Origin of the sequence: Streptomyces sp. SCSIO ZS0520 (assembly GCF_025643355.1) — a bacterium.
Lineage (GTDB): Bacteria > Actinomycetota > Actinomycetes > Streptomycetales > Streptomycetaceae > Streptomyces > Streptomyces physcomitrii.
Window position 1 is genome coordinate 7,511,593 of the sequence record NZ_CP092644.1, and the last position, 12,193, is coordinate 7,523,785.

Genomic DNA, 12,193 nt, shown 5'->3' on the forward strand with positions numbered 1-12,193 from the left:
GGTACCGGGGAGGAGATGCCCAGGCGCAGGGGGTGCGTACGCGAGCGCACGGAAGTGCGCGGGGAGCGGGCGGGGGTGCGGCACCACCCGGCGTCGCGGCGGGGCGGGTGTGTGCGGGCGCCCCGGCGGGAGGCGGCCCGGGCCTCAGGCCGGGGCGGTCCAGGTGAAGCGCGGTGCCCGCCGCTCCAGGAAGGCGCCGATACCCTCCGCGGCCTCCGGTGCCCGGTGGGCCTGGGCCGACCAGTAGTCGGCGCGGTCGAGCCGGCCGGCCGCGAACTCCTTGGCCGCGGACTGGGTGAGCAGCGAACGCGAGACCAGGGTCCGGGTGAACTCGGCGACCCTCTTGTCGAGTTCACCCGCCGCAAGCACCTCGTCGGCGAGACCGGTGCGCAAGGCCCGGGCGGAGTCGATGAGTTCGCCCGAGAAGAGCAGGTACTTCGCCGCCGCCGGGCCGACCAGGGAGACCAGCCGCGCGGTCGAGGAGGCCGGATAGACGATGCCGAGCTTGGCCGGGGTCACCCCGAACTGCGCGCCCTCCTCGCAGAATCGGAGGTCGCAGGCGCCGGCCAGCTGGGCCCCGCCGCCGACGCAGTAGCCGCGGATCGCCGCCAGCGTCGGCTTGGGGAAGTGCGCCAGCGCCTCCTCGGCCTGAACCGCCAGGTCCTGGGCGTCGGCGGGGGAGCCGTCCGCGCCGCGCAGGGTGGAGATGTCGGCGCCCGCGCAGAAGGTGGCGCCCTCGCCGGTGAGGACCAGGGCCCGTACCGACTCCTCGGCGGCCAGTTCGTCGAGCAGCGGCGGGAGGGCCGCCCACATCCCGGCCGTCATGGCGTTGCGCTTGGCGGGGTGGTGGATCACGACGGTGGCGACCGCGTCGGTGACGCTGTGCAGCAGCTGGGGCTCCATGCGGCGGATGCTATCCGGCGGCGCCGCCGGGGAGATCATGATTCCCGGGTGCCGTGCCTCACAGCGGGTGGCGGGGCGGGCCGGGGGCTACCGCCGGTACGCTCCCGGCAAATCCGCACAAGCGGACACCCGAGGGAATCCGGAACAACCCGGGCGTACCCGGTCCTCCCAGGGGCGCAGGCGGGCCGGAACGGTCAAATGGCGACGATAATCGGCGAGTTGTGGTCATCTAGGGGGCACCGACCGATCTGTTCCCAAGACTCTCCCTGTGGCGACAATCGAGTACAGGGGTGGCGACCGGACGATGGAGGACCGCGGGTGGGGGACGCTGCCCCGGCCGGGTGGCGAGGCGCAGCGGATCCCGGGGCCCGCGAGGGCCGTGGCGCGCGAACCGCTGCCGTACGAGGGCGTATGGCGCTTCACCGCGCAGGCCGAGGAGGCCTCGGTCCCGATGGCCCGGCACGCGGTGCGTGATCTGCTGCGCAGGCAGGAGGTGCCGGTCGCCGACGAGGTGGTGCAGGGGCTGCTCCTGATCGTCTCGGAACTCGCCACCAACGCGGTACGGCACGCGGCCCTGCTCTCGCCGCTGCTCGCGGTGGAGGTCGCGGTGGGCGCCGAGTGGGTGCGGGTCTCCGTCGAGGACAACCACCCCTACCGGCCCACCGCGCTGGTGGCCGACCACGGGCAGACCGGCGGGCGCGGGCTGCTGCTCGTCCGGGAGATCACCAAGGAGGCGGGCGGCGTCTGCGATGTCGAGCAGACGGCCGCCGGCGGCAAGGTCATCTGGGCGGCGCTGCCGCTGACCACGCTCGGCAGGTACTGAACCGCGGGGCCGCCCCCGCCTACCAGGGGGCGGCGCACCGTGACCGGGCCGTGCTCACCAGCCCGCGGAGGAGCCCGTCAGCTCGCGTACCGCGGGCCGCGCGGCGTCCAGGACGGTCATGAACCAGGCGGAGAAGGTGTCCCGGGCGTGCCGGTCGGCCAGCTCGGCGGCCGTGACGAAGACCGTCTGCGCGACCTCGTCCGGGTCGGGGCGCAGCGTGGACTGCACCATGCCGACGAAGAGGTGGTTGAACTCCTGCTCCACCAAGCCGGAGTCGGGGTCCGGGTGGTTGTAGCGGACCGTGCCCGCCTCGGCGAGCAGCGAGGGGGAGACGCCCAGCTCCTCGTAGGTGCGGCGGGCCGCGGCGGCGAACGGCGACTCCCCGGGGTAGGGGTGCCCGCAGCAGGTGTTCGACCAGACGCCGGGGGAGTGGTACTTGCCGAGGGCCCGTTGCTGGAGCAGGAGGCGGCCCTGCTCGTCGAAGAGGAAGACGGAGAAGGCGCGATGCAGTTGCCCCGGGGCCTGGTGCGCGGCGAGTTTCTCGGCCGTTCCCGTGGTGCGTCCCTCCTCGTCGACCAGCTCGAGGAGGATCGTGTCCGTGCCGGACTCGGGTGCGCTGTGCGTCGCGGTGGCAGGTGTGATCGGCATGCCCATCCTTCGCTCGTCTCTGCGCCCCAAGTCTGCCGTACCGGGTGGCGGGAGGTGGGCCTTCGGCGGCTTCCGCATGTCCTCTTCCGGACGCGTCCGGCGAACGGGCGGCGGGGCACCGGCCAAGCGGCTGACCGGCTCCGGCATCGTGCCCGGCGCCCCGGCCCGGGAAGCGTCCCGGACGGGTGGCATCCGGGGTCGCGCGGCGGGAACAGGGGTGCGCGGGATGCGCGTACGCCCCTGCCGGGCGGGGCGGGGTGAGAGGGGCCGCGTACCCGGGACCCGCGTCCGCGGTGCGCGGCGGCGGGAACCGGAGGGTGCGGAGGGCTTGATCCGCCCGTGCCCCGGCGGGAGAGCGGGCGGAAAGCGCGAGGGCCGCCACGAGGGCGGCCGGGCCGAACCCGGAGGTTCAGGCGGGTGTCGAGCGCGTCAACCGCAGATGCACCTGACGCGTCCACAGGTCGGGCAGACGGGGACGAGCACGGTTCCTCCTTCGGCTTGCACCGGCCCGGTGTCCGGCGTGGCCCCGGGTCCACCGGGCAAGCGCCGCGGGTGTCGACAAGAACGAACGGTTGTGCATGGCGGCACCACGCCGTCACCACCCCCGCATCCGTACAGACGTAGCCGAAGGGGTCCGAGTTCCCTCCCGTCCCGGTTCTTTGCCCTCCGATGGGCTTTTCGGTCGTTTGGCGACCGGTAGCCGGGAGGATCTCCGGAACGGATGCCCCGAACGGCAGGGTCCATTCACCGTGACCGGGCCCGCCTCAGTGGCAGAGCCGTGCCTCGTGTTCGGCGTGACCGCTGGGTTCCAGCTGGAAGGTGCAGTGCTCGACGTCGAAGTGGTCGCCGAGGCAGCCCTGGAGCTCGTGCAGCATCTTCTCGTTGCCGATGCTGCTGAGGAAGTCCGGGGCCACCACCACGTGCGCGGAGAGCACGGGCATTCCCGAGGTGATGGTCCAGGCGTGCAGATCGTGCACGTCCTCGACGCCGTCGAGGGCCAGTATGTGCGCCCGCACCTCCGCGATGTCCACCCCCTTGGGTGCCGCTTCCAGGAGCACGTCCAGGGTCTCGCGCAGCAGCTTGACGGTGCGCGGCACGATCATCAGGCCGATCAGGAGCGAGGCGATCGGGTCCGCGGCCTGCCAGCCCGTGGTCATGATCACCACCGCGGAGACGAGTACCGCCAGCGAGCCGAGCGCGTCGGCCACGACCTCCAGGAAGGCGCCGCGGACGTTGAGGCTCTCCTGCTGGCCGCGGATCAGGACCAGCAGCGAGATGAGGTTCGCCACCAGGCCGATCAGGGCGAAGACCACGACCGGGCCGCCCTCGGTCGCGGCCGGGGTGATGAAGCGGTCGACGGCCTCGTAGAGCACATAGCCGCCGACGCCGAGCAGCAGAAGGCAGTTGGCGAGCGCGGCGAGGATCTCGGCGCGCGCGTAGCCGAAGGTGCGCCGGTCGCTCGGCGGCAGCGAGGCGAAGTGGATCGCGAGCAGGGCCATGGCGAGCCCGAGCGCGTCCGTGGCCATGTGCGCGGCGTCCGCGATCAGGGCGAGGGAGTCGGCCACCAGACCGCCGACGATCTCGACCACCATCACGGTCAGGGTGATGCCGAGGGCCACCCGCAGCCGTCCCCGGTAGCCCGCGCTGAGCGTCGCCGCGGAGGTTCCGTGCGCGTGCCCGTGGTCGTGCCCCGCACCCATGCCGCCACCTCCGTCCGCTCCCGCCTCCCGCCCGCTCCCGCGGGCCGCCGGATCCCCCGGCACGCGGACAGTGAACTACGTCCCCGCACCCGAGAGCAACACGGCACTGAACACCGTTGTCATATGCTCTGACCTGCGGAAATGAGGATGGTCGGGAGAGCGGACGGAGGGGTGGGTTCCGCTTTCCGGTGGGGGTGGAGCCGGTCGCCTCCTGTGCTGTCCCCGCGCTGTGCCAGGCGCGACCGATCGGCCGCGCGGGGGCTCTCCGCAAGGGCCGCACTTCCTGTACGTACGGGCCCTGGGTGACTGCCGCCCAAGAGCGCCCGGCGGCTTCGCGAAGCGGAATCCGCTCTCTCACTCCCGATGCCGGAGAGGTGGCCGGCGCCGCATCCGCCCATCGGGGGCGCGCGGTTGCACCCTGCACGCCCCCGTCGCTCCCCGCCTCCGCGGCGGACTCGCCCCGGCGTACGGCACCATGACCGCCCGGTGCTCCAATTCCCGCCCTGCGGAAGCAAATTGGCGAAGCCCCGGCAGGCGTGCGGCAGCGGTGATCCGTCCCTCGCGGCAGGCGCAATTCCCGGCCGGACCGCTCGGCCGCCGCGATGGCGGAGTCAAGGGCGCGGCGCGCGGCCCCGTTTGGGCGGTCCGAGGGTGTGCGGCCGGGGCCGTGAGCCCTTGAACAGTGCCGAATCGGCGCCGCGCTCGGCCCCGTCGGCGGCGGCCTTGCGAGGCCCTCTCGCCGTAGTGTCGCAATTGCCGCGGTATGCGAGGCGAGTTTGTCGGCCAGGGTGCCGATCCGTGATGATGATCGTGACGGCCGGAAAACCAGGCCGTGTTTATCGGATCATGAACGTGTGATGAACGTACGCTCTTCTGCATCCGATACCCTCTGCCGAATCGCCGCCCGGCCGACCCGGCGGAGGCGTTCCAGCAGCAATGATCCGGCGCGGCAGAGCGTCGTATTCGAGGAGTGAGTTCGTCTGTCGACCGCCATCGTCACCGGTTCCGCGGTGCCCGGATCCCCGCTGGAGGGCGATCTGAAGGCACTGGGATTCGAGGTGCGGCACGCCGCGGACGCGGCCGGGACGGCCCATGAGGCCTCCCAAGTCCCCGCCGGACAGCGCATCGCGGTGGTCGACAGCGGTTTCGTCGGCCATGCCCACGCCCTCCGGCTCGCCCTCACCGACCCGCGCTTCGCCGCCTCGGCCGTCCGCGGCGCCGTGACCGTCAAGCCCGAGGCCCGCCCCGCGCTCGACGCCGCGCTCGCCGAGGACGCCGGGGACGAGGGCCGCGGTTCCGGCGCGCTCCTCGCGGTCGGCTCGCTCGCCGACCGGCTCGCCGAGGGGCTGCTCGCCCGCGGCACCGAGGTCCACCGCCCCGAACTCGGCCGCCTGGTCGCCGAGGTGCCCGCCGACCCGCAGGCCCGCAACGAGGCCCGGCAGGCCCTCGCGGCGGTCGACGAGGAGGAGATCCGGCTGCGCAGCGCCGTCAAGGCGCGCGACGGCTTCTTCACCACGTACTGCATCAGCCCCTACTCGCGCTATGTGGCGCGCTGGTGCGCGCGGCGCGGGCTCACCCCGAACCAGGTGACCACCGCCTCGCTGCTCACCGCCCTGCTCGCCGCGGGCTGCGCGGCCACCGGCACCCGCCCGGGCTTCGTCGCCGCCGGGGTGCTGCTCCTGCTCTCCTTCGTCCTGGACTGCGCGGACGGCCAGCTCGCCCGCTACTCGCTCCAGTACTCCACCCTCGGCGCCTGGCTCGACGCCACCTTCGACCGCGCCAAGGAGTACGCCTTCTACGCCGGTCTCGCGCTCGGCGCCGCGGCCTCCGACGGCGACGACGTCTGGGCGCTGGCGCTCGGCGCGATGGTGCTCCAGACCTGCCGCCACGTCGTCGACTTCGCCTTCAACGAGGCCAACCACGACGCCACGGCCAACACCAGCCCCACCGCCGCGCTCTCCGACCGGCTCGACGGACTCGGCTGGACCGTCTGGCTGCGCCGCATGATCGTGCTGCCGATCGGGGAGCGCTGGGCGCTCATCGCGGTCCTCACCGCCCTGACCACCCCCCGGATCACCTTCCTGGTGCTGCTCGTGGGCTGTGCGCTCGCCGCGCTCTACACCACCGCGGGACGGGTGCTGCGCTCGGTCACCCGCCACGCCGAGCGCAGCGAACGCGCCAAGCGCGCCCTCGCCGAGCTGTGCGACACCGGGCTGCTCGCCGACTCCTTCGCGGCCGCGGGCCGCGAGGCCGTCCGGCGGCTGCCCGCCCTCGCCCCCGTCCTGCTCGCGCTCGCGGGCGGCGTGCTGCTCGTCACGGTGAGCGCGTTCACCGGCTTCGGCACCACCTGGCCGATCGTCGCCGCCTGCGTCTACTGCCTGACCTCGGGCCTCGCCGTCGCCCGCCCGCTCGGCGGCAGCCTGGACTGGCTGGTCCCGCCGGTCTTCCGGGCCGCGGAGTACAGCGCCGTCCTGATCCTCGCCGCACGGGCGGAGGTGAACGGTGCCTTGCCGGCGGCTTTCGGACTGGTGTCCGCCGTCGCCTACCATCACTACGACACCGTCTACCGCATCCGTGGCGGTACCGGTGCGCCCCCGCAGTGGCTGGTGCGCACGGTCGGCGGGCACGAGGGCAGGATCCTGCTGGTCACCGTGCTGGCCGCGCTGCTCGCCCCCTCAGGTTTCGCCGTCGCGCTCACGGTGCTCGCCGTGGCCGTGGCTGCCGTGGTGCTCGCCGAGAGCATCCGCTTCTGGGTGTCCTCGCAGGCACCCGCCGTACACGATGAAGGAGAACCCGCATGATCGGCCTCGTGCTTGCGGCCGGCGCCGGCCGGCGTCTGCGCCCGTACACCGACACCCTGCCGAAGGCTCTGGTGCCGGTGGGCCCCGAGGGCAACGAGGAGAGCCTCACGGTCCTCGACCTCACGCTCGGCAACTTCGCCGAGATCGGTCTGACCGAGGTCGCGATCATCGTCGGCTACCGCAAGGAAGCCGTCTACGAGCGCAAGGCAGCCCTGGAGGCCAAGTACGGCCTGAAGCTCACCCTCATCGACAACGACAAGGCCGAGGAGTGGAACAACGCCTACTCCCTGTGGTGCGGCCGCGACTCGATCAAGCACAGCGTGATCCTCGCCAACGGCGACACCGTGCACCCCGTCTCCGTCGAGAAGACGCTGCTCGCCGCGCGCGGTGACGGCAAGCGGATCATCCTCGCGCTCGACACGGTCAAGAACCTGGCCGACGAGGAGATGAAGGTCGTCGTGGACCCCGAGAAGGGCGTCCAGCGCATCACCAAGCTGATGGACCCCGCCGAGGCCACCGGCGAGTACATCGGCGTCACCCTGATCGAGGGCGAGGCGGCCGAGGAGCTGGCCGACGCCCTGAAGACCACCTTCGAGCGGGACCCCGACCTCTACTACGAGGACGGCTACCAGGAGCTGGTGAACCGCGGCTTCAAGATCGACGTGGCACCGATCGGTGAGGTCAAGTGGGTCGAGATCGACAACCACGAGGACCTCGCCAAGGGCCGTGAGATCGCATGCCAGTACTGACCCGGCTGATCCCCTCGCCGCTCGTCGTCGACATCAGGCCGGGTGCGCTGAACGACCTCGCGGTCGTCCTCGCGGATCAGCGCATCTCGGCCTCGGGCAAGCTCGCCTTCGCCATCAGCGGCGGCTCCGGCGCCGCCCTGCGGGACCGGCTCGCCCCGGCCCTGCCGGGCGCCGACTGGTACGAGGTCGGCGGCGGCACCCTGGACGACGCGGTCAGCCTCGCCGACGCGATGAAGCGGGGCGGCCGCTACGACGCGGTGGTCGGGCTCGGCGGCGGCAAGATCATCGACTGTGCGAAGTTCGCGGCGGCCCGGGTCGGCCTGCCGCTGGTGGCCGTGGCCACCAACCTCTCGCACGACGGGCTGTGCTCCCCGGTGGCCACCCTGGACAACGACGCGGGCCGCGGCTCCTACGGGGTGCCCAACCCGATCGCGGTCGTCATCGACCTGGACGTGATCCGCGAGGCGCCCGTGCGCTTCGTACGCTCGGGCATCGGCGACGCCGTCTCGAACATCTCCTGCATCGCCGACTGGGAGCTGTCCAACCGGGAGACCGGCGAGGCGATCGACGGACTGGCCGCGGCCATGGCCCGCCAGGCCGGTGAGGCCGTGCTGCGCCACCCCGGCGGCGTCGGCGACGACAGCTTCCTCACCGTGCTCGCCGAGGGCCTGGTCCTCACCGGCATCTCCATGTCGGTGGCCGGCGACTCCCGCCCGGCCTCCGGCGCCTGCCACGAGATCAACCACGCCTTCGACCTGCTCTTCCCCAAGCGCGCCGCCTCGCACGGCGAGCAGGTCGGCCTCGGCGCGGCCTTCGCGATGCACCTGCGCGGCGCGCACGAGGAGTCGGCCCACATGGCCGAGGTCCTCCGGCGCCACGGGCTGCCCGTACTGCCGCAGGAGATCGGGTTCACCGTGGAGGAGTTCGTGCAGGTCGTGGAGTTCGCTCCGCAGACCAGGCCGGGCCGCTACACGATCCTCGAGCACCTCGACATGTCCACCCACCAGATCAAGGACGCATACGCCGACTATGCCAAGGCCATCGGTAGCTGAGCTCCGCCCCGTCGTCCACCCCCCGGGGGTGAAGGACCGGCGCAGCGGCGAGCACTGGGCGGGACGCCTCTACATGCGCGAGCTCTCGCTGCGCGTGGACCGGCACCTGGTGAACACCCGGGTCACCCCCAACCAGCTGACCTACCTGATGACCCTCGCGGGCGTCCTCGCCGCGCCCGCCCTGCTGGTCCCCGGCATCCCCGGGGCCCTGCTCGGCGTCCTCATGGTGCAGCTCTACCTGCTCCTGGACTGCGTGGACGGCGAGATCGCCCGCTGGAAGAAGCAGTTCTCGCTCGGCGGGGTCTACCTCGACCGGGTCGGCGCCTACCTCTGCGACGCCGCGGTCCTGGTCGGCTTCGGGCTGCGCGCCGCGGACCTGTTCGGCGAGGGGCGGATCGACTGGCTCTGGGCCTTCCTCGGCACCCTGGCCGCGCTCGGCGCCATCCTGATCAAGGCCGAGACGGACCTCGTCGGGGTGGCCCGCCACCAGGGCGGGCTGCCGCCGGTGCAGGAGGCGGCCTCCGAGCCGCGCTCCTCCGGCATGGCGCTGGCCCGCAAGGCGGCGGCGGCCCTGAAGTTCCACCGGCTGGTGCTCTGCGTGGAGGCGTCCTTCCTGATCCTGGCCGCCGCGATCCTCGACGCGGTCCGCGACGACCTCTTCTTCTCCCGCCTGTGCGTCGCCGTCCTCGCGGGCATCGCGCTCCTGCAGACCCTGCTGCACCTCGTGTCCGTCCTCGCCTCCAGCAGGCTCAAGTGACCGGGCCCGGGACCGGCGCCCTGCGGGTGGGCGCGGTGATCATCACGATGGGCAACCGCCCCGAGGAGCTGCGCGCCCTGCTCGACTCGGTCGCCGGGCAGGACGGCGAGCCCGTCGAGGTCGTGGTCGTCGGCAACGGCTCGCCGGTCCCCGACGTCCCGGCCGGGGTCAGGACCGTCGAACTGCCGGAGAACCTCGGCATCCCCGGCGGCCGCAACGTCGGCATCGAGGCCTTCGGCCCCGGCGGCCGCGAGGTCGACATCCTGCTCTTCCTCGACGACGACGGGCTGCTCGCCCGCAAGGACACCGCGGAACTCTGCCGCGAGGCCTTCGCCGCCGACCCGGAGCTGGGCATCGTCAGCTTCCGCATCGCCGACCCGGACACCGGCGAGACCCAGCGCCGCCATGTGCCGCGGCTGCGCGCCGCCGACCCGATGCGCTCCTCGCGGGTGACCACCTTCCTCGGCGGCGCCAACGCCGTACGCACCGAGGTCTTCGCCCAGGTGGGCGCGCTGCCCGAGGAGTTCTTCTACGCCCACGAGGAGACGGACCTCGCCTGGCGGGCGCTGGACGCGGGCTGGATGATCGACTACCGCGCGGACATGGTCCTGCACCACCCGACGACCGCGCCGTCCCGGCACGCGGTCTACCACCGGATGGTCGCCCGGAACCGGGTCTGGCTGGCCCGCCGAAACCTTCCCGCCACTCTCGTACCGGTGTATCTGGGCGTCTGGCTGCTGCTCACCCTGGTACGACGCCCCTCGCGGCCCGCGCTGAAGGCCTGGTTCGGGGGCTTTCGCGAAGGCTGGAGCACGCCCTGCGGCTCCCGCAAACCCATGAAGTGGCGTACGGTGTGGCGCCTGACTCGACTGGGCCGACCTCCCGTCATCTGACAAGCTCGGGTCTGAGAGCATTCGGCCGTATCCCGGTCCCTGGCCCTGGGCCTACGCCCGGCCGGGATGCATATTTTGAGGACGAAAGTTTCCATTTGTGAGTGAGACAACGCATGACGGCGGTGTTGCGGTGACCGCTCCTCCGTCACCCGATGACGGCCTCACGCCGGCGGAGCTCGCCGGCAAATACGGACTGGCCGTGAGCGGTGCCCGTCCCAGCCTGCGCGAGTACGTCCGCCAGATGTGGGGGCGGCGCCACTTCATTCTCGCGTTCTCGCAGGCCAAGCTGACGGCCCAGTACAGCCAGGCCAAGCTCGGTCAGCTCTGGCAGGTGGCCACCCCCCTGCTGAACGCGCTGGTCTACTTCCTGATCTTCGGCCTGATCCTCAAGGCCGACCGGGGCATGGAGCGCGAGGTCTACGTGCCCTTCCTGGTCACCGGCGTCTTCGTCTTCACCTTCACCCAGAGTTCGGTGATGGCGGGCGTACGGGCGATCGCGGGCAACCTCGGCCTGGTGCGGGCCCTGCACTTCCCGCGCGCCTCGCTGCCCATCTCCTTCTCGCTCCAGCAGCTCCAGCAGCTGCTGTTCTCGATGATCGTGATGTTCATCGTGGCGGTGAGCTTCGGCAGCTACCCGAGCCTGTCCTGGCTGCTGATCGTCCCGATCCTGGCGCTCCAGTTCCTCTTCAACACCGGCCTCGCGCTGATCATGGCCCGGCTCGGCAGCAAGACCCCCGACCTCGCGCAGCTGATGCCCTTCGTGATGCGCACCTGGATGTACGGCTCGGGTGTGATGTTCTCCATCCCCGTCATGCTGGACGACCAGGAGCCCTGGGTCGCCGACCTGCTGCAGTGGAACCCGGCGGCCGTCTACATGGACCTGATGCGCTTCGCGCTGGTCGACGGCTACGGCTCCAGCAACCTGCCCCCGCACGTCTGGGCGGTCGCCCTGGGCTGGGCCGTGCTGGTGGCCGTCGGCGGCTTCGTGTACTTCTGGAAGGCAGAGGAGAAGTACGGCCGTGGCTGAGGACTACACCGGGGCGAAGATCCCCACCGTCATCGCGGACGAGCTGCACATCGTCTACCGCGTCAACGGCGCCAAGACCGGCAAGGGCTCGGCGACGGCGGCCCTGAGCCGCATCGTCAAGCGCGGCGAGGAGCGCGGCGTCCGCAAGGTGCACGCCGTGCGCGGGGTCAGCTTCACCGCCTACCGGGGCGAGGCGATCGGCCTGATCGGCTCCAACGGCTCGGGCAAGTCGACCCTGCTGCGGGCCATCGCCGGTCTGCTGCCCGCCGAGAAGGGCAAGGTCTACACCGACGGCCAGCCCTCGCTGCTCGGTGTGAACGCGGCCCTGATGAACGACCTCACCGGCGAGCGCAATGTCATCCTCGGCGGACTGGCCATGGGCATGTCGCGGGAGCAGATCAAGTCCCGCTACCAGGAGATCGTCGACTTCTCCGGCATCAACGAGAAGGGCGACTTCATCACCCTGCCGATGCGCACCTACTCCTCCGGCATGGCGGCCCGGCTTCGCTTCTCCATCGCGGCGGCCAAGGACCACGACGTCCTGATGATCGACGAGGCCCTGGCGACCGGCGACCGCTCCTTCCAGAAGCGCTCCGAGGCGCGCATCAGGGAGCTGCGCAAGGAGGCCGGCACCGTCTTCCTGGTCAGCCACAACAACAAGTCGATCCGGGACACCTGCGACCGGGTCCTGTGGCTGGAGCGCGGCGAGCTGCGCATGGACGGCGCCACCGACGAGGTCATCAAGGCGTACGAGAAGTTCACCGGCAAGTAGCCGGTAATCGCGCGGTAACCACTGAGCCCCGTCGGCGTCCTGCCCGGCGGGGCTCGGGCAATTTCCGG

Annotated in this window: 11 protein-coding genes; 8 read left to right on the forward strand and 3 right to left on the reverse strand. The window is 71.9% G+C overall.

Going from position 1 to position 12,193, the window contains the following annotated elements:
- Positions 1–144 precede the first annotated feature (144 nt).
- Positions 145–903: an enoyl-CoA hydratase/isomerase family protein gene (locus MID12_RS30790; protein ID WP_263172390.1), complete on the reverse strand. Its 759-nt coding sequence runs from the start codon at positions 901–903 to the stop codon at positions 145–147.
- A 304-nt stretch (positions 904–1,207) separates the two neighbouring features.
- Between MID12_RS30790 and MID12_RS30795 the strand changes: the two genes are divergently transcribed.
- Complete coding sequence (locus tag MID12_RS30795; protein WP_263173555.1) at positions 1,208–1,726, forward strand: ATP-binding protein; 519 nt, start codon at positions 1,208–1,210, stop codon at positions 1,724–1,726.
- A gap of 54 nt (positions 1,727–1,780) precedes the next feature.
- Here the strand turns inward: MID12_RS30795 and idi are convergent, their stop codons facing one another.
- Positions 1,781–2,374 (reverse strand): isopentenyl-diphosphate Delta-isomerase, encoded by a 594-nt coding sequence (idi, locus tag MID12_RS30800; RefSeq protein WP_040258546.1) that lies wholly within the window; start codon positions 2,372–2,374, stop codon positions 1,781–1,783.
- A 764-nt stretch (positions 2,375–3,138) separates the two neighbouring features.
- On the reverse strand, positions 3,139–4,074 hold the full coding sequence (locus MID12_RS30805) for a cation diffusion facilitator family transporter (RefSeq protein WP_040255361.1): 936 nt from the start codon (positions 4,072–4,074) through the stop codon (positions 3,139–3,141).
- Between the two features lie 980 nt (positions 4,075–5,054).
- Here MID12_RS30805 and MID12_RS30810 point away from each other — a divergent pair.
- The 7 genes from MID12_RS30810 to MID12_RS30840 all read left to right on the forward strand — a co-directional run bounded on the left by MID12_RS30810 (position 5,055) and on the right by MID12_RS30840 (position 12,125).
- Positions 5,055–6,875 (forward strand): CDP-alcohol phosphatidyltransferase family protein, encoded by a 1,821-nt coding sequence (locus MID12_RS30810; RefSeq protein ID WP_263173558.1) that lies wholly within the window; start codon positions 5,055–5,057, stop codon positions 6,873–6,875.
- Positions 6,872–7,624 carry a sugar phosphate nucleotidyltransferase gene (locus MID12_RS30815; RefSeq protein ID WP_040255363.1) on the forward strand — a complete coding sequence of 251 codons (753 nt, stop codon included), beginning with the start codon at positions 6,872–6,874 and terminating at the stop codon, positions 7,622–7,624. The genes MID12_RS30810 and MID12_RS30815 overlap by 4 nt, the downstream gene beginning before the upstream one ends.
- Positions 7,612–8,676, forward strand: coding sequence for an iron-containing alcohol dehydrogenase family protein (locus MID12_RS30820; RefSeq protein ID WP_263172395.1), 1,065 nt, complete (start codon positions 7,612–7,614; stop codon positions 8,674–8,676). The genes MID12_RS30815 and MID12_RS30820 overlap by 13 nt, the downstream gene beginning before the upstream one ends.
- On the forward strand, positions 8,654–9,433 hold the full coding sequence (locus MID12_RS30825) for a CDP-alcohol phosphatidyltransferase family protein (RefSeq protein ID WP_263172397.1): 780 nt from the start codon (positions 8,654–8,656) through the stop codon (positions 9,431–9,433). Before MID12_RS30820 ends, MID12_RS30825 begins: the two co-directional genes overlap by 23 nt.
- A gap of 20 nt (positions 9,434–9,453) precedes the next feature.
- Complete coding sequence (locus tag MID12_RS30830) at positions 9,454–10,326, forward strand: glycosyltransferase family 2 protein (protein WP_263173560.1); 873 nt, start codon at positions 9,454–9,456, stop codon at positions 10,324–10,326.
- A 97-nt stretch (positions 10,327–10,423) separates the two neighbouring features.
- On the forward strand, positions 10,424–11,353 hold the full coding sequence (locus tag MID12_RS30835) for an ABC transporter permease (protein WP_040255366.1): 930 nt from the start codon (positions 10,424–10,426) through the stop codon (positions 11,351–11,353).
- Positions 11,346–12,125, forward strand: a complete 780-nt coding sequence (locus tag MID12_RS30840) for an ABC transporter ATP-binding protein (protein ID WP_040255367.1) — start codon at positions 11,346–11,348, stop codon at positions 12,123–12,125. The genes MID12_RS30835 and MID12_RS30840 overlap by 8 nt, the downstream gene beginning before the upstream one ends.
- The last annotated feature ends 68 nt before the right edge of the window (positions 12,126–12,193 follow it).

What these genes read in the sequence shown, in the direction of transcription:
- MID12_RS30790 (WP_263172390.1), bottom strand. Translation starts at nt 903, where the DNA reads ATGGAGCCCCAGCTGCTGCACAGCGTCACCGACGCGGTCGCCACCGTC.
- MID12_RS30795 (WP_263173555.1), top strand. Translation starts at nt 1,208, where the DNA reads ATGGAGGACCGCGGGTGGGGGACGCTGCCCCGGCCGGGTGGCGAGGCG.
- idi (WP_040258546.1), bottom strand. Translation starts at nt 2,374, where the DNA reads ATGCCGATCACACCTGCCACCGCGACGCACAGCGCACCCGAGTCCGGC.
- MID12_RS30805 (WP_040255361.1), bottom strand. Translation starts at nt 4,074, where the DNA reads ATGGGTGCGGGGCACGACCACGGGCACGCGCACGGAACCTCCGCGGCG.
- MID12_RS30815 (WP_040255363.1), top strand. Translation starts at nt 6,872, where the DNA reads ATGATCGGCCTCGTGCTTGCGGCCGGCGCCGGCCGGCGTCTGCGCCCG.
- MID12_RS30820 (WP_263172395.1), top strand. Translation starts at nt 7,612, where the DNA reads ATGCCAGTACTGACCCGGCTGATCCCCTCGCCGCTCGTCGTCGACATC.
- MID12_RS30825 (WP_263172397.1), top strand. Translation starts at nt 8,654, where the DNA reads ATGCCAAGGCCATCGGTAGCTGAGCTCCGCCCCGTCGTCCACCCCCCG.